The organism is Paenibacillus sp. FSL R7-269 (genome assembly GCF_000517865.1).
In the GTDB taxonomy this organism is placed as follows: Bacteria; Bacillota; Bacilli; order Paenibacillales; family Paenibacillaceae; genus Paenibacillus_AQ.
The window spans coordinates 1-24,179 of record NZ_ASPS01000056.1 but is presented as its reverse complement, the minus strand read 5'-3'; the positions used below and the strand labels follow the sequence as shown (position 1 = coordinate 24,179).

22 protein-coding genes and 2 riboswitches are annotated in these 24,179 nt (G+C 52.7%); of the genes, 12 read left to right on the top strand and 10 right to left on the bottom strand.

Annotated features, from left to right (window positions below; all coding sequences use genetic code 11):
* Positions 1-67 precede the first annotated feature (67 nt).
* The 6 genes from C162_RS24745 to C162_RS24720 form a co-directional block, all read right to left on the bottom strand.
* Positions 68-424: a c-type cytochrome gene (locus C162_RS24745; protein WP_036698939.1), complete on the bottom strand. Its 357-nt coding sequence runs from the start codon at positions 422-424 to the stop codon at positions 68-70.
* A gap of 127 nt (positions 425-551) precedes the next feature.
* Positions 552-1,037, bottom strand: coding sequence for a GNAT family N-acetyltransferase (locus tag C162_RS24740; RefSeq protein ID WP_036698915.1), 486 nt, complete (start codon positions 1,035-1,037; stop codon positions 552-554).
* A gap of 272 nt (positions 1,038-1,309) precedes the next feature.
* Positions 1,310-1,801, bottom strand: coding sequence for a C40 family peptidase (locus C162_RS24735; protein WP_036698913.1), 492 nt, complete (start codon positions 1,799-1,801; stop codon positions 1,310-1,312).
* A 4-nt stretch (positions 1,802-1,805) separates the two neighbouring features.
* Positions 1,806-1,948, bottom strand: a riboswitch (cyclic di-AMP (ydaO/yuaA leader).
* 387 nt (positions 1,949-2,335) lie between these two features.
* Positions 2,336-2,764, bottom strand: a complete 429-nt coding sequence (locus tag C162_RS24730) for a C40 family peptidase (protein ID WP_051493903.1) — start codon at positions 2,762-2,764, stop codon at positions 2,336-2,338.
* A gap of 57 nt (positions 2,765-2,821) precedes the next feature.
* A riboswitch (cyclic di-AMP (ydaO/yuaA leader) is annotated at positions 2,822-2,960 on the bottom strand.
* 212 nt (positions 2,961-3,172) lie between these two features.
* A complete protein-coding gene (locus tag C162_RS24725) occupies positions 3,173-4,006 on the bottom strand; it encodes a hypothetical protein (RefSeq protein ID WP_051493901.1) in 834 nt (277 codons plus the stop codon).
* A gap of 9 nt (positions 4,007-4,015) precedes the next feature.
* Positions 4,016-6,031: a M1 family metallopeptidase gene (locus C162_RS24720; RefSeq protein WP_036698911.1), complete on the bottom strand. Its 2,016-nt coding sequence runs from the start codon at positions 6,029-6,031 to the stop codon at positions 4,016-4,018.
* A 104-nt stretch (positions 6,032-6,135) separates the two neighbouring features.
* On the opposite strand from C162_RS24720, the gene C162_RS24715 reads away from it, so the two are divergent.
* Complete coding sequence (locus C162_RS24715; protein WP_036698910.1) at positions 6,136-6,642, top strand: YwhD family protein; 507 nt, start codon at positions 6,136-6,138, stop codon at positions 6,640-6,642.
* Between the two features lie 184 nt (positions 6,643-6,826).
* On the opposite strand, the gene C162_RS24710 is transcribed toward C162_RS24715, so the two are convergent.
* The 3 genes from C162_RS24710 to C162_RS24700 all read right to left on the bottom strand — a co-directional run bounded on the left by C162_RS24710 (position 6,827) and on the right by C162_RS24700 (position 10,426).
* Complete coding sequence (locus tag C162_RS24710; RefSeq protein ID WP_036698909.1) at positions 6,827-7,309, bottom strand: AbrB/MazE/SpoVT family DNA-binding domain-containing protein; 483 nt, start codon at positions 7,307-7,309, stop codon at positions 6,827-6,829.
* Between the two features lie 267 nt (positions 7,310-7,576).
* Positions 7,577-8,254, bottom strand: a complete 678-nt coding sequence (locus C162_RS24705) for a DNA-3-methyladenine glycosylase (protein ID WP_036698907.1) — start codon at positions 8,252-8,254, stop codon at positions 7,577-7,579.
* Positions 8,255-8,353: 99 nt separating this feature from the next.
* On the bottom strand, positions 8,354-10,426 hold the full coding sequence (locus C162_RS24700) for a transglycosylase domain-containing protein (RefSeq protein WP_036698906.1): 2,073 nt from the start codon (positions 10,424-10,426) through the stop codon (positions 8,354-8,356).
* Positions 10,427-10,682: 256 nt separating this feature from the next.
* Between C162_RS24700 and C162_RS24695 the strand changes: the two genes are divergently transcribed.
* From C162_RS24695 to argS, 5 genes are all read left to right on the top strand, one after another.
* Positions 10,683-11,540 (top strand): carbon-nitrogen hydrolase family protein, encoded by an 858-nt coding sequence (locus C162_RS24695; protein ID WP_036698905.1) that lies wholly within the window; start codon positions 10,683-10,685, stop codon positions 11,538-11,540.
* Positions 11,541-11,555: 15 nt separating this feature from the next.
* Positions 11,556-12,224 (top strand): GNAT family N-acetyltransferase, encoded by a 669-nt coding sequence (locus tag C162_RS24690; RefSeq protein WP_036698904.1) that lies wholly within the window; start codon positions 11,556-11,558, stop codon positions 12,222-12,224.
* A gap of 38 nt (positions 12,225-12,262) precedes the next feature.
* Positions 12,263-12,931 (top strand): hypothetical protein, encoded by a 669-nt coding sequence (locus C162_RS24685; RefSeq protein WP_036698903.1) that lies wholly within the window; start codon positions 12,263-12,265, stop codon positions 12,929-12,931.
* Between the two features lie 115 nt (positions 12,932-13,046).
* On the top strand, positions 13,047-13,490 hold the full coding sequence (locus C162_RS24680) for a DUF1934 domain-containing protein (protein WP_036698902.1): 444 nt from the start codon (positions 13,047-13,049) through the stop codon (positions 13,488-13,490).
* On the top strand, positions 13,487-15,172 hold the full coding sequence (gene argS, locus C162_RS24675; RefSeq protein ID WP_036698900.1) for an arginine--tRNA ligase: 1,686 nt from the start codon (positions 13,487-13,489) through the stop codon (positions 15,170-15,172). Before C162_RS24680 ends, argS begins: the two co-directional genes overlap by 4 nt.
* A gap of 169 nt (positions 15,173-15,341) precedes the next feature.
* Here the strand turns inward: argS and C162_RS24670 are convergent, their stop codons facing one another.
* The gene (locus tag C162_RS24670) at positions 15,342-16,556 is read right to left on the bottom strand and encodes a S8 family peptidase (RefSeq protein ID WP_083678229.1); all 1,215 of its coding nucleotides are present in this window, start codon (positions 16,554-16,556) and stop codon (positions 15,342-15,344) included.
* A 545-nt stretch (positions 16,557-17,101) separates the two neighbouring features.
* Here C162_RS24670 and rpoE point away from each other — a divergent pair.
* From rpoE to rho, 6 genes are all read left to right on the top strand, one after another.
* Positions 17,102-17,665 (top strand): DNA-directed RNA polymerase subunit delta, encoded by a 564-nt coding sequence (rpoE, locus tag C162_RS24665; protein WP_036698899.1) that lies wholly within the window; start codon positions 17,102-17,104, stop codon positions 17,663-17,665.
* 343 nt (positions 17,666-18,008) lie between these two features.
* Entirely contained in the window at positions 18,009-19,616 is a 1,608-nt protein-coding gene (locus C162_RS24660; RefSeq protein ID WP_036698897.1) for a CTP synthase, read from the top strand.
* A gap of 291 nt (positions 19,617-19,907) precedes the next feature.
* Complete coding sequence (locus C162_RS24655) at positions 19,908-20,294, top strand: response regulator (protein WP_036698896.1); 387 nt, start codon at positions 19,908-19,910, stop codon at positions 20,292-20,294.
* Between the two features lie 205 nt (positions 20,295-20,499).
* Positions 20,500-21,354, top strand: a complete 855-nt coding sequence (gene fba / locus C162_RS24650) for a class II fructose-1,6-bisphosphate aldolase (RefSeq protein ID WP_036698894.1) — start codon at positions 20,500-20,502, stop codon at positions 21,352-21,354.
* A 197-nt stretch (positions 21,355-21,551) separates the two neighbouring features.
* The gene (locus C162_RS24645; protein ID WP_036698893.1) at positions 21,552-22,805 is read left to right on the top strand and encodes a UDP-N-acetylglucosamine 1-carboxyvinyltransferase; all 1,254 of its coding nucleotides are present in this window, start codon (positions 21,552-21,554) and stop codon (positions 22,803-22,805) included.
* A 144-nt stretch (positions 22,806-22,949) separates the two neighbouring features.
* The coding region (rho, locus tag C162_RS24640) for a transcription termination factor Rho (protein WP_036698891.1) at positions 22,950-24,179 on the top strand (1,230 nt) is incomplete at its 3' end.

The window sequence follows — 24,179 nt, the reverse complement described above, 5'->3', positions numbered from 1 at the left end:
TTCGTTATCCTCGTCACGGGCATTATACATTTGAAATGAAGAGCATGGTGTTTGTACAGGTTGCGGATTATTTCTTCTCGGCCAGCCATAGGGCTACATTCGCAATCTCTTCAGGGGCCAGCCTGTCTTTGAAGGAAGGCATCTGTCCGCGGCCCTTGGTGACTATGCTGTAGATCTGCGGCGCGTCATGCGAAGCGCCTTCCTGCTGCAGGCTGGGTCCCGCCCCGCCCTGAAGCTGGTCACCGTGGCAGGAGATACAATTGGCCTTCACTGTAGCTTCTGCGCCAGCAGCGTCCAGCACAACCTCCGGCATGGTCGGCTTGTTCTGCTCCGCCACCTCGGATTTACCGGGTAAGGTAAACATTAAGATTACTGCAAAGGCACAGGCGGCAAAAAACAAACCGCTCATGATCCATTTCTGCATCTGCATCCGTCCCTCCATGTAAGCTGCTGACTCCATTATAGCGGATGGTGAAGCGTTATCATAGTATTTGTGTCAAAAAAATGAACACAAACGATCCATTTTTTTGCAAATCAATCTGTCTCCAGTGCTATTCCTCATAGACCATGCAATAAAAAGGCTTATTGCCGGTCGGGGTGCGGCGTTCATAGGTATCCGTTATAGTGAATCCGCATTTCTGGTAAGCGCGGATGGCGCGCTGGTTCCAGGTCAGCACCTCCAGGTCGATCTCACGCTCCGGGTATCGCGCCCGTGCTGCCTGCACAATAGCCTTCATGAACAGATGCCCCATTCCATGGCCGCACAGCTCGGGCCGCATTCCGACACCAAGCCGGACTACCCCCTCCATCGGAAAGAGCTGGGCGAAGCCGCACAGATCCCCCTGTCCGTTCACTACAGATACATATTGCTCACTGCGAAGCTGCGGGTCTCCGAACTCCACGCCCAGCGCCTGCATCTGCTCCCAGGACATCCAGCCGTAAATATTATACGGAGGCTTGTAGCTCCACTCACAGATCTCAGCGGCATGCTGCGGTTCCATAGGCACCACATAAAAGGTTAACGGGGAGCTAATCATTACGGGAGGCCTCCTTCCAGCCGAAACTGCTTTTAAAGGACGGAAAAGCCGTTTCCACTTGTTCTTCTATTAATTATATACAAAAACAGCCAGTTTCGACGCAAATTCCTTGCGGAAATGCAGAAACTTGACAAACGCCAATAATTATTTTCTGAAAGTACAGAATCGGTGTTTTACAAATATAGAGACGGGTAAGTAATTTTATAGACAAAAAAAAGCCCTTCTCCAAGATTTCGGCAAAAATCTTGGAAAAGAGCGTAGGTTACAAAGAATTATTGTACATCATCGTTGTCTTGGGAATCCGAAGCTACAGTCTTGTAGGCATCTGTACTCATGATTCGTTTGGCGCCAACGTAGCGGTTGACGTAATAGCTGTCACTCAGCGAACTGATGGTTACACCGCGTGAGGAAGAGGCATGGGCGAATTCGCCGTCACCAACATAGATACCTACATGGGATATGCCCTTACCGCTTGTATTGAAGAATACAAGATCGCCTGGTCTCATCTCGTCACGGGACACGTCAGTACCCATCTGGTACTGAGAGCCGGATTGATGGGGCAGGTTAATGCCGATCTTATCAAAAACATACATTGTAAATCCGGAGCAATCAAACCCGTTAGTTGATGTACCGCCGGATACGTATTTGGTTCCGATGGCTTTGTCGATCACTTTATCCATTTTGGAATCCGCGAAAGCGCTTCCTGCTCCGATTGTGAAGATAATGGACAAGCTTAGTACTGCGGCTGCTAGCTTCTTCTTCAAAAGTAAATACCCCTTCCAATGCCTACGAGGTTAGCTTAAGGGTTCGGTTGAAGGTCCCCTATGACCCCTCTTAGAATAGGAGGTCAATTCACCCAAAGTGGTTCCCCCGTTTCCCTAATTCATTAGGGAACTCGGCATGACTGTTGATTAGGATTAGCGGTTCATTCAATACATGACAAAACCTTTGTTAAAAGCGATTCAATAATTACAAAAATGTTACTAAAAGCTCACTGCGATAATTGTAACAAAGACTAAGGCGCTTGGCAATCACTTATAACATATTAATCCATCTTTTTTGCTGTTTTTTAGAGTTATAGCCCTTTCGAAAGACTCATATCTATGCGCCGGGGTTATTTAATATGATTTTTTCTTTGTTTTTGCAATAAAATGCTGTTTCAAGGCTGTGGATTCGGGTAAAAGGTAGAATAAGGAAAAGGAAAAACCCGGAAATGATTACGGCAATAATCATCCCGGGCTCGTATAAGTTACATTTAGTTGTTAGAGGCTGAAATATTCGGGGTATGCTTCAAAGGTTCAATCGTAAGCGACAGCTTGGTAGGCTGTTGTGCTCATTACTCTTTTGGCGCCAACGTAGCGGTTGGCCCAGTAAGACTGGCTCATCGAACTGATGGTTACACCACGTGAACTGGAGGACTGTGCGAACTTCCCGTTTCCAACATAAATACCGACATGGGAAACTCCGTTACCCAGAGTATTGAAGAACACGAGATCTCCGGAGCGTAGATTGCTCTTGGATATTGTTGTTCCAACTTTGTACTGTGCTTTGGATGTACGGGGCAAGGTAAGCCCGACATTCTTGAACACATACTTGGTAAATCCGGAACAGTCGAAGCCGCTGGTGGTTGTGCCCCCGGTTTTATACGACGTTCCAATGGTTTTTGAAATCACAGTATCCATTTTGGAATCTGCGAAGGCACTGCCCGCTCCGAGTGTGAATACCATCACAAGACCCAGCGCCGCTGCGGTGCATTTTTTCTTGAAATTCTGTCTAATCAAAAGATGTACTCCTTCCAGGGCCTGCGAGGTTAGCTTAAGGATTCGGTAGAAGGTTCCCCTATGACCCCTCTAAAGCGAGATCAATTCACCCAAAATATGGTTCCCCCACTTCCCGGTGCAGGGAATTCGGCGTTTTATGCACCAGAACAGTGACTTATCGACATTGATTAAATTGCAATAGATACGGAAGATTCTGTTTGAAAGATTACAACTTTGTTACTAGTGGTACAGGCATCATTGTATCAGACGATTTACCCTTTTGCAAATGCTTTTGTCCTTCTCTTCAAGCAAAAAAGAGTCCTGCTCCCTGATGAGGGGCTGTGACTCTTTTTAGTATGCCGCTGTAGCAGCTTATTATTGTGGAAATGATTTACTGGACCAGAGGTGGTACTGGGCAGCGATTCCCCACATATTGAACAGCGTGGAGGGCAGCGGAGCTGCCTGGCGGAGCATAAGTGCCGGCAATCCGGGATAGAACAGAGCAGAGGCGCTACAGAGCAGAATTACGGCCAGGCTTCCCGCCCCCAGAATGACGGAAATACCGATCGAAGGCATCAACACCTTCAGGCAGATTAGCAGCGAGGAGAACATGCCGGTACCTGCGGTATAGCCGAATTGCATATAGAGCAGAAGCTTGCGGACAAGGAATAGATAGAGCAGCCAGCCCAGCACACAGGGCACAAGCTTGAGCAGGAGCTGAACATCGAGAACGCCGCTGAGCAGATGACGGTACATGCGTGGAAGCAGCCAATAGAGCGGCAGGAGGGTTAGTGCCCATTCGGCCAGGCTGAACGCCAGCACCGGCAGCCCATATTTTCTCATTCCCGGGAAAAAGAACAGTCCCCGCGCTCCGTCGCGCTCCTGATGAAGCTCGTGCAGCAGCCCTGCACGGATAAAGGGAGTCAGCAGCAGCCTTAGCACTGTCAGCGCCAGCAGCATCCACAGCCAGTGCTGGACGGCGGGGTCGGTGCGCAGCGCAGTCTGCCCCTCGATATAATACAGCAGCCTGCCTATTCCGCTGCCGCCGGCATTCGCATCCGGGTAGCGTAGCAGGACGGGGACAACCGCACTTTTAATGAATTTGTACAGGAAATAACCCCAGAACAGCCGGTAGATAAATAGCAGAATCAATATATAGAACTGTTCTTTCATGCTGATCCAACCGCGGGCAATTGAACTTTTCACCATTCCTTCACCTCACCAGACAAGAGTTCCGAGCAGGGTTTCAAGCAGAGTAGATGCGCTAAGCGTCCAGCGGGAGAGTGTGCGCGGCTCAAGCTCCGCCATTTTGAAATTATTAAGATGCCTGCTCTCCAGCAGAATGGAATGCCCCGGATCGATCTCTGCGGAGACCAGCGGAGCTTTATACGCTAACTCAAAGGAGGTAGCCTTACCCTCGTCATTCCAGTATTGCTGCACAGTGTACCCGTCTGCGAAGGTGAATTTCACGGGAACATCAGGGTACAGGCTGCCCTTATTGCTTACATCGACCACAGCGTTATAGCGGATCCCCCCGCCATCGCCGTTGTCCCGTCCGACCGTGAGCCTGATATCATCAACTGCGAAGTCGGGTGCACCCCCGCTATAGACAAAACGCTCAAAATAAGTCTGCCAGGATTGCTTGGTCACTTTCTCCACAACCTTTTGGAAGTCGGCGGTGGACGGATGCTGGAAGCGGTATTTGCGGGCATAGGCGGCGAGGATGGCGTCCATATTCTTGGTTCCGGCGATGCGTTCCATATCCTTCAGCACCAGCTTGCCCCGGATATACACATTGCGCGTGTAGGCATCATCACCAGTGTATTTCCAGGTCTCCAGCGTAAGAGGCTGTGAAGAGGAGACCAGGCTGGACTGAAGCGGCAGGCTTGAGACCACGCCGTATTCCTGTTCCATTAGCCGGTCTTCAGCATAAGAGGTGAAGCTCTCATCAAGCCAGGCTTCTTCGAATTCATTACTGGCCACCAGGCCGTAGAAATACTGGTGCCCGATCTCGTGGATGATCGTGCGCTCCAGGGAGGTGCCCGGTGAAGTGTCCGTGGCGCCGAAGGCGGTAATCAGGGTTGGGTATTCCATTCCTCCGGCCCCGTTGCCGGACTCTGGCGGGACAACAATGGATAAAGTGGAATACGGATAAGGGCCGTACCACTTGCTGAATGCCGTCAGTGCCGCCTCGACCGCCTGGAAGTAACGCTCCTGGAGATGCTTATGCAGCGGGTCCAGATAGAGCTTAATCTTCACCCCGGGCACCTGCGGCGCGGAGAAGGCCTTCTCGGCAACCACGAAATCAGGCGATGCGGCCCAGGCGAAGTCGTGGACGTCATCTGCATAGAACTGATAGATCTTGCGGCCCTGTACAACTTTGGCGTCTCTCACCGGAAACCCGGTTGCGGCGACCTTATACTCGGGCGGGACAGAAATGGATACATTGTAGATCCCAAAATCACTGTAGAACTCGGAGTTGCCGTGATATTGATGCAGGTTCCAGCCTTCTTCCTTGAGTCCTCTTCTGCCGGCAGGCTCGTAGACGCTAAGCTTCGGAAACCACTGGCCGGCCATCACGAAGTCGTCAGCGGTTCCCATCCGGGCGAAAATTTTCGGCAGCTTAACCTCGAATTTAAGCCTTACCGTCACGCTCTCACCGCCGTTCACCGGCTGAGGCAGATGGACTTTGAGCAGTGTTCTGTCATTGACATTGCCGTCGTCCGGCTGCACATACTGTGTGCGCTGCATTAGCGAGACGCCCTCAGAGGTCCGCAAATCTGTCAGTGTAATGCTCCCGTAACCTCCTGCAGGCATGGTGTCACCGCGAAGCGTACCCCCGGACTCCTTCATGAAGGTGGTACCGGCGGATGCGAATGCATTGGGATACAGATGAAAGTAGAGCTCCTGGACCGGCTTTGCGCCTGGATGGGTCCAGGTCAGCGTCTCGGAGGCGACTAGGGTCTCCGCACCCGGCAGGAGCTCCACATCCATGTGATATTCAACCACGCGCTGGCTTAAAGCCTCTGTCTCCGACGTGTAGATCGTATCTGAAAGATCGGACTGCACGGGCTGCTGCCGGGGGATAATGGCGGGGGACTTGGCCTCTTTTGGAACAGAGGCAGTCCATACGGCAGGGCTATGCCCTGACAGAAACCATATTCCGCCTCCAAGCAAGGTGAGGACAGCCAGGACTGCGAAGATGAGGGTATACCTTAATGAATGTGGCTTCATACTATGATTCCTCCCGTGACAAGCATCTACGGGATGTATATGTTTGCAATCGCCGCATTATTAGCTAAAATTAAATAATTAGTGAATGGAAAGGATGTGCACATGTGGATAACGTACAACCGGAGGGCAAAAAACAAATTGCCTTGAATATTGTGAACGCCAGAGCTAAGCATAAAGGCTTCGGTGCAGGCTCGATTGATCTGAACAATGTATCGCCTGTCATTATTGATCAGGGCATCGCCGTTATCGATATCGGTGCCATGCATGCCAAGAGCAAAGTGGAGAAGGGAATCAAGTTCTCTATGAACCGTGAGGATGTTCCGGCGGGAAGACAGGTATGGGTCGTATGGGTCGCCGTTGACCGTACCCCGGAGGGACAGTTCTACGGCGGAATTACCGCCTGCGAGATGTGGATTGACACCGAGGCGCGCCGCGGTTGGAAGATTCTTGCGGATCATGTCAATAAGCTGGATGCGGCCTTGAAGCGTAAGCTTATTCTGGATGGACTTGGAAGTGTTGAGCGGGCCGCGCTGAAGTCATTGCTGATGGCCCATAATGAAGAGTGGTGGGCTGCTTCGCCTGAGGAGCTGAAGGGGGCGCTGTCGGAATAATACTTGTAGTTCAAGTGGAAACGGCTTTGCCGTCCTTTTAAAGGACGGTACCGTTTCGGCGGGAAATAGAAGGATAATGTACAGCGTGAACATATAAATTCTTATATTTGAACAAAAATTAAGGCTTGGCCCCGTTAGGGGGCCAAGCCTTATCTGATGTCTAAGCAGGGATGAATGGATAACGTTACTGCGGATCTGCTCTGCCGGGAGTGTTCAGCTTGCGCTTGAGCTGGCTGACTCTGGCTTGGCTGATGCCGAGAACCTCGGCAAGCTCCTTCTGGTTGGCATAAGGATGATCTTCGATCGCTTTCATTAGACGCAGACTCATTTCTTCGGTCTTACTTCTCCGTACCCCGCGGGCTGGCTCGGGCTGCTCTTCTGCTGAACTTGGGGAGGCATGGATGGGTTCTGATCCGCGTTCGGGGTCACTAAGCTCCTTCAGACAGGTGTTGCAAATGAACTGATCCTTATAGTAGGTAACATGATCAAGACTTCTGCAAAAGGTGCATTCTGTGGAGGTGTACTTTCGGAGGACGATTATATCCTCATCCAGTATAAAAAATTCAATAGGATCCCCAATGTCAATATTACGTGTCATGCGGATTTCTACGGGAACCACAATTCTTCCGAGACTGTCTAAGCTTCGGATCATGCCTGTATCTTTCATCCCATGTCCCTCATTTACATCTTTATATTTTTTGTAGATATATATGATTATAGCAGTAATTGTAAGTTAAGAGAACGGGGGAAGCGTATACAAATAGGGGGATTTATTGTCATTTTATAGGAGTGTTTATCATTTTTTGGCGCCTGAGGATGCGGAGATCAAAAATAGAAGAAAAACCTCTCCGCCTGGGAAGTCCCAAGGGAGAGGCTGATTAGGGTTCTCTTATTAATACCCAATATACCACAGCCGAAACAGCGGTATAGGCCTTTAGACCAGCCTGTGGGGCTGTGCCTGCGGATCGCTGGCCGAGACATAAGGATTAGCCCGCAGATAGAAGCGCCAGGGGCGCCCGGCATACTCTTCTGCATAAGGAATATTGATGCGCGGGGCCTGGACAATATCCAGGGATTCCGGGTCTTCCCCCTGCTCGATGCTCAGCGGGCCTTCCGGCAGATCGAACCTGGAAAAGTTAAGGCTCTTGTCAATCCGCAGCGCCCGGCACAGCTTGCCCGGCCCGCCGGAGAGGTCCGAGGGCTTCCTGACGGCAACCCCCCTGTATGCTGCCATAAGCTCGGCATCCCTCTCCGTAAGCGGCTCTACTGCCCGGATCAGAACGGCATGCGGCTCGTCCTGTGCGGCAGTTACGACATTTAGGCAATGGTACATACCGTAGATCAGGTATACATACACTGCGCCTCCTGCGCTGAACATGACCTCCGTCCGGGCGGTCCGGCGGCTGCCGTAAGCGTGGCTGCCCTTATCCTCAGCACCTCCGTAGCTCTCTGTCTCCACAATGCGGCAGCGGATGTCCCCGTCTTCCGTGCGGCGGACCAGATGCTGGCCAAGAAGACGCGGCGCTGCTTCAACTGCCGGGAGCTTGTAGAGCTCAGGCTGCAGCAGCTGTGGCGCGCCCGGTTCAAGGCCGGCGGAGTGATTCGGCTTCATGAATGGATGACACACCTTCCTGCGGCGGAGTTAGGCGGGCGTACGCCTCTGCCGGTCTCCCCATCGTAACGCAGGGCAGCGGGGAGCGGCAATCCCCGGTTAGTTCATCCACCAGCGCTTGATATTATTCCAGAGGGAATGCTCTTCCTTGACCGGATTGACAGGACCGGAAGGCACGGTGCTGCCGGAAGCACCGGGTTCACCAGAGCTATGCTGGTCACAATATCCGGTAGGCTCTGTGCCGCTGATGAAGGTCTCCAGCTTTTTCTCCGGACAGTCTGCTGTAGCCAGCATGCCGGACAGCGGATCGATATATACGCTGACTACGCCATCGGGAATGGGAAAAATCTTCGGCGGCACATTCTCCAGTGCTTTTTCCGTGAATCCGGCGAAGATAGGTGCTGCCCGTCTGCCGTCGGTGGTCGCAATATCACGGCCCTTATCATATCCGACCCAGACGGCGGTTGAGAGCTCAGGCGTGAAGCCTACCATCCACCCGTCGGTATCTGTAGTACCGGTCTTGCCGGCCACCGGACGCTTGATCATCGAGGCCACCCGGTTCCCGGTGCCTCCGCTCTCGAAGACCCCCTCCATCAGCCGGGTTAACACGTAAGCTGCTGCCGGCTCAACGACGGCCTGTCCCTCGGGCTGCGGAGCTTCATAGAGAAGATGTCCGCCCGCATCCGTGATCTTCAGGACCGCAGTGACCGGCTGCTTCACTCCGTCATTCGCAATCACTGCGAAGGCTGCGGCCATCTCCAGCGGGCTGACAGGCGAGGTTCCTAGCGCAAGCGAAGGAACGCTCTGCAGCGGGCTGTTAATGCCCATGGCGGCCGCCATAGCGGCGACCTTATCTGCCCCAATCTTCATAATGGTATTCACTGCATAGATATTGTCGGATGCGGCAATGGCCTGCCGCATATTAATCTCTCCCAGATATTTATCCCCGAAGTTCCGGGGCTGGTATGTCTTGCGGTTGTTATCATAATGGAATAGCGTTGGCTGGCTGTTGAAGACGGACAAGCCGGTCATTTCTTTAGTCGACAGCGCCGCCAAATACATAATCGGCTTAAAGGAAGATCCGGGCTGGCGCGTCTTCGCCAGCACATGGTTGAAGGAGCTGGTCCGGTAATTCGTGCCCCCGACCATAGCCTTCACGTAGCCAGTGCGGGGATCAACGGAGACCAGGGCCGTTTCCAGCTCGCTGCTGTGGTCCATACCCTGATCCACCGCCGCTTCCGCAGCCTGCTGCATATCCGGGTCAAGCGTCGTATAGACATTCAGCCCGCCCCGGTCCAGCTCGTCACTGCTGATATGCAGGCTGTCGATCACAAGGCTGCGCACATAATCGCGGAAATAGGGTACAGCCACCGTGGTATCCTTTTGACCCTGCGGGCTCAGCTTCAACTGCTCCTTAACAGCCTCCTGTGCCTGCGACTCCGTAATATCCCCCGTATCGACCATGGCGGCCAGGATGATGCCTTGACGTTTCAAGGCGCTGTCCAGATGATTATAAGGAGAATAATAGGTGGGTCCCTTGGGCACTCCGGCCAGCAGTGCGCTTTCCGCCAGATCCAGATCTGCGGCAGCTTTGCCGAAATACATCCGGGCTGCAGCCTCGATCCCATAAGCGCCGTGCCCGTAGTAGATTTCATTTAAATACATATTCAGGATTTCATCCTTAGAATATTTCATTTCCAGCTGTAGGGTATATAGCGCTTCCTTGGCTTTGCGGGTCCAGGTTTTCTCATGGGTCAGGTACAGATTGCGTGCTAGCTGCTGGGTTAAGGTGCTGGCCCCTTGCGTGCGTCTGCCCGCCTCCAGATTGGCGAGTACCGCTCTCCCCATGCCTTTCAGATCAAAGCCGATATGATTATAGAATTTCCGGTCCTCCACAGCCAGCGTGGCCTTGATGAGCAGCGGAGAGATCCGGTTAAGCTCAACAGGCTCACGGCTGCGGCCGTCTGTAGTGAAGGTGGTCATCACATTGCCCCTGACGTCAAGCAGTCTGGAGCGGACATCATCCCCAAGCGGGGGGAGCGGCTTCTGATATAGGTATCCAAGCAGAGCGCCGGCGGCCAGCAGGAACAGCAGGGCGGAGACAACCAGTAGCCGAAAGAGCAGGCGGAAGCGGCGTTTGCGGACTTTGGGTGTGGCAGAATCGCGCGTCATGGTATCAGGCTCCTTCGAATTCAAGCAGTTACACAGGCTGGCACCATGAGGGCTGCCGCTGCCTGTATTCCTCATTATGGGAAAGGATGAGAGGAGATATTCACCATTGGCAGAGAAAGCGGATCTTGTCGAACCCGGCGGGAACAGGTGAGCATTTGCGCACGCTGCTCCATGTGTGAATTTGTGAACGGTTATGGTAAAATTTTAGATACTTATGAAAATGCATGTAACAATCATGCCCGGGAGGACTGCCGCCATGGCTTTTCGCGTATCTGCTGTACAATATCATCTGCACACCATCTCTTCCTTCGGGGAGTTTGCTGCCGAGTGTGAGCAATACATCAAGACGGCCCGAGAGTACGGCGCTGAATTTATCCTCTTCCCTGAATTTCTTACGACACAGCTGATGTCGATCGGAGGCGAAGACGGGGGAGCGCTGGGGATAGAGGATCTGCCGCAGTTCACAGACCGTTACCTGGAGATGTTCTCCGGGTACGCGAAGAAGTATGTGGTACATATTATTGGGGGGACCCATGTGCTGCGGCGCAGCGGCAAGCTGTATAATGTAGCCCATCTTTTTTACCCGGACGGAAGAATTGCCGAGCAGGCCAAGCTGCATATTACCCCTGCCGAGGTAGAGGGCTGGAATATGGGGGCGGGTGAGGAGCTTCAGGTATTCCAGACAGATCATGGGACCATTGCCATGCTGACCTGCTATGACATTGAATTCCCTGAAATTGTGCGCATGGCCCGGGCCAAGGGCGCAGATGTGATCTTCTGCCCGTCCTGCACGGATGACCGCCACGGCTTCCACCGGGTACGGTATACGAGCCACGCCCGGGCTATCGAGAATCAAGTCTATGTAGTGCTGACCGGGACCGTAGGCTCGCTGCCTACCGTTGACCTGATGCGGGCCAACTTCGGTCAGGCTGCAGTAATTACACCCAATGACATCCCGTTCCCTCCGCAGGGTCTGCTGGCCGAAGGGGAGATTAACCATGATATGATCATCACCGCCGATCTGGATCTGGATCTGCTGTACCGCGTCCGGGAACACGGGTCTGTAACCACCTGGCGTGACCGCCGCACCGATCTGTACACCGACTGGACGTAAAGGGGAGACTAACGGATGTATTATAAGAAGTTCTACGCTTTGGACGGCAAGACGCCGGTCCCTGCGGTGATCCGTTCCTATACGGAAGCTGACTTCACCGAGCTCATCACGATCCAGTCCGAGGCATTCCCGCCGCCTTATCCTGCGGAGCTGTGGTGGAACCGGGAGCAGCTGCTGAATCACGTGACACTTTTTCCGGAAGGGGCTTTATGTGTGGAGGTGGCCGGGGAGCTGGCCGGATCGGTTACCGGATTCCTGATGAATTTCGACCCGGAGGCGCCGATGCATCATCATACGTGGTCAGAGGTTACGGCAGACGGATACCTTACTTCGCATCAGCCGGACGGGAACACGTTGTACATAGCGGATTTGTGCGTCCGTCCCAAATACCGCAAGCTGGGTCTGGGCAAAGAGCTGGTCCAGTCGTTATACCATGTGGTCGTGGAACAGAAGCTGGAGCGGCTGTTGGGAGCGGGCCGGATGCCGGGCTATCACCGGGTGGCCGGTCAGATGACAGCAGAAGAGTATTTAGCCGGGGTTGTTGCCGGAAGCTGGTCTGATCCGGTGATTACTTTTCTGCTGCGGTGCGGGCGGTCTCCGGTCAGTGTGGTTGCGGGTTATCTGGAGGACGAGGAATCTGGGAATTACGCAGCGCTGATGGAATGGCGGAATCCTTTTCAATAAATGAACACAGCCTATCACTTGGAGGAGATCCCTTGATTATGGAATATAGAAGAATTACAGATATTGACGACCCGTTGTTCAGAGAGGTGCATCAGCTGCTGTCGGAGGTATTTCCGCCTGAGGAAGTGCTGGAGTACAGCCTGTGGAAGGAGCCGCTTGCCGATCCGGGAATACGCGTGTTCGCTGCCGTACATGAAGGGACGGTTGTAGGCACTACGGAATACCGTTATTATGCCGACTGGAATGTGGCGATGACCGATTTCACGATTATTGGCCGGGAAGGGCTGGGCATTGGCCGTTTTCTGGCGCGTCAACGCTTGAAGGATCTGGAGAAGCTGGCGGCTGAGAATCATACGGAGCTGCTGGGGATGTTCGCTGAGATCTATGATCCGTACCGTGTGGGGTATGATTTTGGCGGAATTAAGCCGATGGACCCGTACGTCCGCCGTGAAGTTCTGTCGCATTTGGGCTATAAAAGAATAGATATTCCCTATGTCCACCCTTCCTGGCAGGGGGATGGCGAAGCGGTGTCCGGTCTGGACCTCTGCTTCATGCCCGGAGATGAGGACCTGGAGAGCATCGCAGCGCCGCTGGTGGCCGATTTCCTGACCCGTTATTACGCCGTGCTTGCGGACAAGCCGGAAGCCTGGACATCGATGATCAGCCAGCTTCGCGGCAGGGAGAGTGTGGCGTTATTGCCGCTGTGAGGGCCAGGACAGATGAAAAAGCGATTGAATTGCCCTCCTGATCTGGATATAGTGTACAATGGGAAAGCGAATATGACCTCTATGATTACAAGTACGAATAAGCGGGGAACGTGTGATGACTGAAGGACCGCAAGGCAAATACGGCGTTTCGGTAACGCTGGAGAGTGTGCAGGGCACAGAGCGCAGTGTGGTGCATGCTGCAGGTGAGGCTATTGCCAAGGGACAGTCGCTGTACATTATTTATGAAGAGCAGCAGACCGGACCCGAAGGCGCAGTGGCCGCGGTACGCAACACGCTGAAGATTTCAGAGGGCAGAATCAAGCTGATCCGCCATGGTGCTGTCCAGTCGGAGCAGTCCTTTGAGCCGGGGCAACCGCTGCCCGGATTCTACCGCTCGCCTTATACACAGTTCAATCTCACCACAGACACGAAGACACTGGACATCAAGCGCGAAGGAAGATCGCTTGCCGTTTCATGGGAATATGATCTCTACGTATATGGAGAAGTAACAGGACAGTTCGCTATAAGTTTGAATATACAGGAGGAACCACAATCATGACACAATCTTTAAATCCGCTCCAGCTTGCCCATGAACGGGTGAAGGAGGCCGTCGCCGATGCGGTTGTAGCCGCAGGTCTGGTGTCCCGCGAAGAGCTGCCGGCCATTGTGCTGGAAGTACCGAAGGACAAGGCCCATGGAGATATGGCTACGAATGCTGCTATGCAGCTGACCAAGATCGCTAAGCGTAATCCCCGGCAGATCGCCGAGGCCATTATCGAGCACCTGGATACGGGCCGCGCTTCCATTGAGAAGGCGGAGATTGCCGGACCGGGCTTCATTAACTTTACTTTGTCCAAAAGCTATCTCTACCCCGTGATCGCACTTGTGGCCGAGCAGGGTGACGGTTATGGCCGTGTGAACATAGGCCAGGGCAAGCGTGTAGAAATGGAGTTCGTCAGCGCGAACCCTACCGGCAGCCTTCATCTGGGACATGCCCGTGGCGCTGCTGTCGGCGATGCCCTGTGCAACGTGCTGGATTATGCCGGCTACAACGTGACCCGCGAGTACTACATTAACGATGCCGGGAACCAGGTCGCCAATCTGTGCAAATCCATCGAGACCCGTTACCTGCAGGAGCTGGGCCAGCCGGCCGAGATGCCGGAGGACGGTTATCATGGAGAGGATATCAAGGGCTTCGCCAAGGAGCTGGTGGCGGAGAAGGGCGATTCTCTGCTGGCTATGACACCGGGCGACCGGGCGGCATTCTTCCGTACCTACGGGCTTGCCAAGGAACTCGACAAAATCAAACGCGACCTCAGCCGGTTCCGGGTCAACTTCGATATCTGGTTCAGTGAAACCTCCCTCTATGAGAACGGAGAAGTGCTGCGTTCCCTGGATGAGCTTCGTGAGCGCGGAGAAGTCTATGAGAAGGAAGGCGCCACCTGGCTTGCGACCACCAAATACGGCGATGATAAAGACCGCGTGCTGATCAAGAACGATGGCACGTATACGTACCTCACACCGGATATCGCCTATCACAGCGACAAATACGGCCGCGGCTACGACACGATGATCAACATCTGGGGAGCCGATCACCACGGCTATATTCCACGGATGAAGGCGGCTATGGCGGCGCTCGGTAATGATCCCGAGAAGCTCGTGGTGCTGATCGCCCAAATGGTCAGCCTGTTCCAGGATGGCGAGAAGGTTAAGATGTCCAAGCGTACCGGCAAAGCCGTCACGATGGAAGACCTGATGGATGAAGTAGGAATCGACGCGATCCGTTACTTCTTCACCATGCGCAGCATGGATTCGCATCTGGACTTTGACATGGATCTGGCGATTTCGACATCCAATGAGAATCCTGTATTCTATGTACAATACGCACATGCGCGGATTTGCAGCATATTCCGCCAAGCGGAGGAGCAAGGGATTGTAGTGCCGGATGCAGCCCAGATTGATTACAGCAAGCTGACCGCCGTACATGAATATGATCTGCTGCGCAAAATCGGTGAACTGCCTGCGGAGATTACCATTGCTGCCGAGGGCTATGCACCGCACCGTCTGGTCCGGTATGTATACGACCTGGCTTCGTTGTTCCACAGCTATTACAAGGCAGAGCGCGTGATCACTGAGGATGCCGCTCAGACAGTAGCCCGCCTTGCCCTGCTGGGCGCAGCACGTACGGCCATTGCCAACGTCCTGCGGCTGGTCGGTGTTACCGCACCGGACCGGATGTAACTATACTTGGAAAGCGCCGCCCCTGTTTTATGGGGGCGGCGTTTTTGGTCAAATATAAGAAATTATATGTTGCACACGATAACTTATCCTTCTATTTCTCGCTGAAACGGTACCGTCCTTTACAAGGACGGTACCGTTTCCACTTGTCATTATGCTATGCTGCTGCACCTTAAGCCTTCGCCACAGCAGCGGCCTTCGCTCCGCTGCCTGCGGTGCTGCTGGCGCTGCCGTTGCCCCGCCGGGCCCGGATGCCTGCGCGCAGCAGCTGCAGTGCATCGGCCGCGCCGCCGCCCAGCGACGAGCGGCGCTGGCCCTTACGCAGCCGCACCGGCGAAGCGGAGCGGCGCAAGAGCAGCTTCAGCTCGCGGGGCGACAGCCCCGGCCGCAGCGCGAGCAGCAGGGCCGCGGCACCGGTGACATGGGAGGTCGCCATGGAGGTGCCGCTCATTTCCTTGTACCCCTCCCGCAGCCAGCAGGAGGGGATGCCCTCGCCTGGGCCGTACACATCAATGTACGGTCCGCGGTTGCTGAAGGCGGCGACGCGCTGCCTTCTATCAAGGGCGCCTACGGCAATAGTCTCCGGATAGCGCGCGGGGTAATCCCCGCCGCGCTTGCCGTCGTTGCCGGAGGAAGCGATAATGGCAATCCCGGCCCGGTAGGCCTTGATCACCACCTCATGCAGAGCCTTGCTCCGGTTCCTCATCCCGAAGCTCATATTAATGATATCGATTTTGTTCTGCACGCACCAATCGATGCCAAGGACAATATCCGACACATAAGCGGAGCCGTTGTGGTCGAAGGCCTTGACCGGATAGAGCAGCGCCCGGGGGGCTACGCCCATCATATTGCGTGAGCCCCCGGCTGCCGCCAGGGTACCGGCAATATGCGTGCCGTGTCCGTTGTCATCCAGCGGCATCATGCCGCGGTTCAGCAGGTTGACCCCGGAGGCCAGAGAATGCCTGAGATCGGGATGGCGGAAATCGACGCCTGTATCAATGACGCCGATCTTCACATGGACGCCAGTCGATCTGGACCAGGCCTGTGGAGCGCGGATGGCCCTGATTCCCCAGGGCATCAGGGCGGAACCGCTTTTGTCCGCCAAGGGCGAATGAACCTGAATCCGGTGGTCTGCTTCTATACAGAGGGAATCCGCATAACGGTTCATCAGCCGCTCTGCTCCTGCGGCGGGCACGAAGAAAGCCTGAATCAGCGTAGAGACCTGAACCTGCCGCAGACCAGGCTTTTTAGTTTTCAGAGATTTCCACTGCGACAGTGCGCCGGCATACATGCGGGGGTCGTTGAAGGTCACAATGTGCCGCGGTGCACTTTTGGGGGCAGCCTTCATTTCTTCAAGCAGCATCTGCCAAAATCCGTAATAATCCATAGGTTACGCCGTCCCCTCCTCGGTGCCGTGCTGCCATATTGTATGAAAGGGGGATGGTGTCCGAATGGGAACTTGCCCTTTTTTAACGAAATAGGCTGCCCATCGTGTCAAAAGGCTGGAGTTTACATAAAATAAACAGAGGGAACCGCGAGGTGCCCTGCAACATCCCGTAAGGAGCCGATCCTTGGCGTGGATACAGTCATGCGCGGAGGGGTACCCCCCTCCGCCTTTTTGGGAAAAATATAAGAAATTATAGGTTTCACACGATAATTTATCCTTCTATTTCTCGCTGAAACGGTACCGTCCTTTAAAAGGACAGTAAAGTCGTTTCCACTTGTATTAGTTACTCCATGCTCATCCCATTTATTGCCCCGCCCAGGCGGACAAGCCTTCATCCAGCGGCAGGGCCGCAGATTCCGTTTCCCGGATCTTGCTGCAATAGACTTGCAATTTACCCGCAAATAGGTTTTACTTAGTTTTGTTAATGGATATCATGAATGAAGCATGATTTAATGTGAACAATGCGTGAGAGGAAGTGTCCTTTAGTGAGTACGCCACTCAATTTAAAGCTGGACCCTGAGAAAGTAAAAGAAATGCCGATGGTAGACCTGGCCTTCCTGGTGCTTAAGGCAGCTAATACGCCTTACTACTACCGTGATCTGATGGTGGAGGTTGCCAAGCTGCGCGGGTTGACCGATCAAGAGAGCCAAGATACGATCGCCCAGCTATATACCGAGATTAATATTGACGGGCGTTTTGCCTGTGTCGGAACCAACTTGTGGGGCCTGAAGCGCTGGTACCCGCTCGAACGCTCCGATGACCCTGTCGGCAACACCAAGCGCGTGCGGATCATCAACGATGAAGACGACGATCTGGAAGATGACGATTTTGCCGATGAAGAAGAGAATTATGCTGCTGAGGAAGAGGATTTCGATGCGATTGATGAAGATCGCGACGACCTCTATTCTGACGACGACAGCGAAGAGGAAGTTGACGAAGATGTAGTCATTGATGAAGACGACATTGACGAAGACGAATCGGATGATGAAGATTCCGAAGACGGCGAAGAAGACGATGCCGACGATGAGGACGAGGAAGATAAATTTTAGAACAGTCTTTGCAGGGGCGCAATTCCTCCCTTGACAGGGGCGGGACGCTCAGAGTAAACTATTGCATGGGCTTATAATGAAAGTTAATATTGTTTTCTAAAATAAAAAGTGCCCCGGGTCTACGGGTGTCACTTTTTTGTTTTTTTACAAGATAAGAAAGAATAAGCTTCGCTTAATTTGTATGCCAAGAAGCTGCGGTTTTCCGCGATTTCCAGGCTGCCGGCCTTGAATTTTGGCGGGTGGAAGCAACTTTCGGGTTCCCCGGTTGGATGATGGAAAAAAGGGATACGATAAGGGGCAAGCGTCCCCTGAATTTCTGGACTTTATTTAGGAGGGTTTTACAGTGACAAAGTATATTTTCGTAACGGGTGGCGTTGTGTCTTCCCTTGGCAAAGGCATTACCGCTGCTTCGCTGGGCAGACTGCTCAAGAACAGAGGTCTCAAGGTAACGATCCAGAAATTCGATCCTTACATTAACGTGGACCCGGGAACGATGAGTCCTTATCAGCACGGGGAAGTATTCGTGACCGATGACGGCGCGGAGACCGACCTCGACCTTGGGCATTACGAGCGGTTTATTGACATTAACCTGTCCAAGAACAGCAACGTAACCACAGGCAAAATCTATTCCTCGGTCATCAGCAAAGAACGCCGTGGAGAATATCTTGGGGGAACCGTGCAGGTTATCCCGCATATTACGAACGAAATCAAGGAACGTGTCTTCCGTGCGGGCCGTGAGACCGGCTCGGATGTAGTCATTACCGAAATCGGCGGCACCGTGGGCGATATCGAGAGTCTGCCGTTCATGGAAGCCATCCGTCAGATCAAGAGCGACATCGGCCGGGAGAATGTCATGTACATTCACGTGACCCTGATTCCTTATATCAAAGCAGCCGGAGAAGTGAAAACAAAGCCGACCCAGCATAGTGTCAAGGAGCTGCGCAGCATCGGGATTCAGCCCAATGTGATCGTATGCCGTACGGAATATCCGTTGACCAACGATATGAAAGCCAAGCTGGCTCTGTTCTGTGATATCGATGAGAACGCCGTTGTGGAATGCCGCGATGCCGCGACGCTTTATGAGGTGCCGCTGAATCTGCGCGACGAAGGTCTGGATGAGATTGTCGTCAACCACTTGAAGCTGACTACTCCTGCGCCGGATATGCGTGAATGGGAGAGCATGCTGGAGCGGATTCAGAAGCTGGAGCGTACCGTTGAGATTGCTATCGTCGGCAAGTACGTGGCGCTGCACGATGCTTATCTGAGTGTTGTTGAATCCCTGTCCCATGCCGGATTTGCCTCCAATGCCGAAGTGAAGCTCCGGTGGGTCGATGCAGAGCTGGTAACCGATGAGAATGTGGACGAGCTGCTGGGCGGCATCGGCGGCATTCTGGTTCCAGGCGGCTTCGGCGACCGGGGAATCGAAGGCAAGATCTCGGCCATCCGCTATGCGCGGGAGCAGTCCATTCCGTTCTTCGGCATTTGCCTGGGAATGCAGGTGTCTGTCATCGAGTACGGCCGTTCCATGCTGGGACTGGCAGGAGCGAACAGCTCCGAGATTGATCCTTCGACTCCGCATCCGCTGATTGACCTTCTGCCAGAGCAGAAGGATATCGAAGATATGGGCGGCACGATGCGCCTTGGCCTGTATCCTTGTAAGCTTTTGCCGGATTCCCTTGCTATGTCCTGCTATGACGATGAGCTGGTCTATGAGCGTCACCGTCACCGGTATGAATTCAACAATGCTTATCGTGATGAGATGGAGAAGGCAGGTCTGGTTATTTCCGGTACCTCTCCTGATGGACGTCTGGTGGAGATTGTCGAGCTGCCGGGTCACCCGTGGTTCCTGTCCGTGCAATTCCACCCGGAATTCACCTCCCGTCCCAACCGTCCGCAACCGCTGTTCCGTGAATTTGTCAAAGCCTCGCTTACACATTCCGAGCAAATGTAACTATAGAATGAATAGGCCAGACAGGCCTGTGGGAGCTCCCGGTACGGGGGCTTTCTTTTTTGAAGACCTGCTTTGCATAATAGCTTCCTGAATGCAAGGGGACTGTATTCCCGCTTTTTCACCGAAAATCCTCCTTTATATGGCATAGATTTACGCATTTTAGCCAATTAGCAGGATTTTGGCTGCAAACCACGAATAATAGGTTTCGTATAGACTAAGTTGAAGCGGGGCCGTTAGCTGTTGAGAGGGCGCGGTATGGACAATCTGCCTTAAACTCTGGGAGGGTATCGTATGGAAAAGAAGAAAGTGTTAATCGTCGACGATCAGAATGGAATCCGGATTCTTCTCATGGAAGTATTCAATAGTGAAGGTTATGCCACCTTTCAGGCAGCTAACGGGAAATTGGCGCTGGACATTGTCAGGAACGAATCGCCGGATATGGTTTTGCTGGATATGAAAATTCCGGGGATGGACGGACTCGAGATTCTCAAGCATCTGAAGGAGCTTAATCCGGCGATCAAGGTCATTATGATGACGGCCTACGGAGAGCTGGACATGATTAAGGAAGCGACCAAGCTGGGAGCCCTGATGCATTTTACCAAGCCGTTTGATATCGATGAGATGCGCGTTGCCGTCAATATGCACCTGCACAACAAATCAGTTGACCAATGCAGCTAGCTTAGAAAAATAGAGTTTGGGGACATCCTGTTATGGATACGCTAAAAGAGGAAATGATCCGCCGGCAAAGGGTTGGCTGTATATCGTCCCACCGGGACATTTTTTTGTGTATCCTATTTAGTATTTAACACAGGATGTGCTATAATAGGCCTGTATGTGATGTCGGCTTATATAAGCAACCCAATATTTTAGGAGGATTGAAACCATGCCATTAGTATCTATGACAGACATGTTGACCAAAGCACTTGAAGGAAAATATGCAGTTGGCCAGTTCAACATCAATAACCTGGAGTGGACGCAAGCGATTCTTGGTGCAGCAGAAGAAGAGAAGTCACCGGTAATCCTTGGCGTATCCGAAGGCGCAGCTCGTCACATGGGCGGCTTTACCACAGTAGTTAAGATGGTTGAAGGTCTTATTCATGACATGAAAATCACCGTTCCTGTAGCCATCCACTTGGACCACGGTTCAAGCTTTGACAAATGTAAAGATGCAATCGATGCCGGCTTCACTTCCGTAATGATCGACGGCTCCCACCACCCAATCGACGAGAACATTGAAATGACTAAAAAAGTCGTTGACTATGCTCACGCTAAAGGTGTATCTGTAGAAGCAGAAGTTGGTACTGTAGGCGGACAGGAAGATGACGTTATCGGCGGCATCCAATACGCTGACCTTAACGAATGCGTACGCATCGTTAAAGAAACAGGCATCGACACTCTGGCTCCTGCACTGGGTTCCGTACACGGTCCTTACCTGGGCGAACCAAACCTTGGATTCAAGGAAATGGAAGAAATCCGCGATGCAGTTAACCTTCCGCTTGTACTTCACGGCGGTACTGGTATCCCGGTACATGACATTCAGAAATCCATCTCCCTGGGTACTTCCAAGATCAACGTGAACACTGAGAACCAAATCGCGTTCGCTAAGGTTGTTCGCGAAGTTCTTGCTGCTAAGCCGGATGCTTACGATCCGCGTACATTTATCGCACCAGGCCGCGATGCTATCAAGCAGACTGTTATCGGCAAAATCCGCGAATTCGGATCCAGCAACAAAGCCTAATTAATACCCTGCCGCATAACGTTTTTCCGCACAAGCCATTTCGTTTTCCTCAGAAACGGGTGCCGTCCTTCAGGTAAGGACGGCGCAGCCGTTTCTTCTTCTAATCACCAATCACAAGTAGTCCTTTTGTCACCTTAAGCCACAACTGGTATTGCCATAACAAGCTGCAATACACGTAGGGGGAACCAGATAAATTTATGGAAAAATTAATGATTGGCGGCGGACGTCCGCTAGAGGGCGTTGTTACCATCAGCGGAGCAAAGAATAGCGCCATTGCGCTTATTCCTGCAGCAATTTTGGCGGAGTCTGAAGTTGTGCTGGATAATTTGCCTGCGCTTAGTGATGTTGCCGTTTACTCCGAAATTCTGGAGGAGCTTGGCGCGAGCGTGTCTTGGACAGGCAGCCAAATGAGAATTAATCCCTCCCGTATCGTATCCATTCCCATGCCTAACGGACCGGTGAAGAAGCTCCGGGCCTCTTATTATATGATGGGCGCACTTTTGGGCCGGTTTAAGGAAGCGACCATTGGATTACCCGGCGGCTGTAATTTTGAGCCCCGTCCGATTGACCAGCATATCAAAGGCTTTGAGGCGCTTGGTGCGACTGTTACCAATGACCATGGCTCGATTCACCTGTATGCCAAAGAACTGCGCGGTGCTAAGATCTATCTGGATGTATCCAGTGTCGGTGCCACCATTAACATTATGCTCGCGGCCTCCCGTGCCAAAGGCTCTACAATTATTGAAAATGCGGCTAAAGAGCCTGAGATTATAGATGTAGCTACCCTGCTCAACTCCATGGGCGCTGTTATAAAGGGCGCCGGTACCGAAACGATCCGGATTGAAGGCGTAAGTGAAATGCACGGCTGCCGCCATTCGATCATTCCTGACCGTATTCAGGCTGGAACGTACATGATTGCCGCTGCGGCTACGCGGGGCAATGTCTTAATTGATAACGTGATTCCCAAGCATCTGGAGGCACTCACTGCCAAGCTGCTGGAAATGGGAGTAGACATAGAAGAATTGGATGAGAGTATCCGGGTGATCGGCAGGGCCAAGTACCAGCACGCAGATGTCAAGGCGCTGATCTATCCCGGTTTCGCGACTGATCTGCAATCTCCAATGACGAGTATGCTGACTCAGGCTGAAGGCGTTAGCGTCCTAAGCGATTTCGTCTACAGCAACCGGTTCAAGCATGTTCCTGAATTGGTCCGCATGGGCGCTAAGATTCGTGTGGAAGGACGTTCCGCAATCATTGAAGGCGGTCCGCTGAATGCGGCCAAGGTGAAGGCTGCTGATCTCCGCGCAGGCGCAGCCCTAGTGATTGCAGGTCTTACTGTTGAAGAAGGTATCACTGAAGTGACAGGTGTAGAGTATATTGACCGCGGTTATGACAACCTCGTAAGTAATCTTCGCAGTTTAGGAGCCGATGTCTGGCGCGAGAACGAATAAGGAGAATACCCGGATTGGCAAGCAGAAATTGGCTGCCTGAGTGCATATCTCCTTCCAATTCGGGTAATCCTATCCTAATAAGCAATTTCATAGACTCATAGTTTAGAACTCATCATACACAAATTGAATAGGTGGTTATAGCACATGGATCTTCAAATTTCCGATCTGGAAGAAATGAAGCTTACCGATCTGTATAAGCTGGCTAAGAAATACCAGATTCCTTATTACGGAACGCTTAAGAAGCGGGAGTTAATCTTCGCTATTCTTAGAGCACAGGCAGAGCAGAGCGGTCTAATGTTTATGGAAGGCGTGCTTGAGATTCTGCCGGAAGGCTATGGCTTCCTTCGGCCGATTAACTACTTGCCGAGTGCAGAGGATATTTATATCTCCGCATCGCAGATCCGCAAGTTCGACCTTAGAAGCGGTGACCTGGTCTCCGGGAAATGCCGGACGCCCAAAGAGAACGAACGCTATTTTGGACTCTTGCAGGTGAATGCCGTCAACGGCGAGAACCCGGCAACTGCAGCTGAACGGTTGCATTTTCCGGCGCTTACGCCGCTTTATCCGCAAGATAAGCTGCCGCTCGAAACATCCCCAACCCATTTATCGACCCGTATCATGGATTTGCTTGCTCCTGTAGGTCTGGGGCAACGCGGTTTAATTGTAGCACCTCCCAAAGCAGGGAAGACGCTCCTCCTCAAAGAAATTGCCAACAGTATCTCTACGAACAATCCCGAGATTGCACTGTTTGTTTTGCTGATCGATGAACGTCCTGAGGAAGTAACGGATATGCAGCGTTCGGTTAAAGGTGAGGTAGTGGCTTCGACATTTGACGAGCTGCCGGAGAATCATATCAAAGTGGCAGAGCTTGTACTCCAGCGTGCGCTGCGTCTGGTAGAGCACAAGAAGGATGTTGTCATTCTGCTAGACAGCATTACCCGTCTTGCCCGTGCTTACAATCTCGTAGTTCCGCCATCCGGCCGGACACTTAGCGGAGGGATCGATCCTGCCGCGTTCCATCGGCCTAAGCGTTTCTTCGGTTCGGCACGTAACGTGGAGGAGGGCGGCAGCTTAACTATTCTTGCTACCGCACTGATTGATACCGGATCACGGATGGATGATATTATTTATGAGGAATTCAAGGGTACAGGGAACATGGAGCTCCATCTGGACCGTAAGCTGGCTGAGCGCCGGATCTTCCCGGCAATTGATATCCGCCGTTCAGGTACGCGCCGTGAAGAAGTATTGCTTAGCAAGGAAGAGCTGGATACAATCTGGTCGATCCGTAAAAATATGAATGAATCCTATGACTTCGTAGAAGGATTCCTAAAGAAGCTGCGTGACAGCAAGACGAATGCGGAGTTCCTGGCCTCC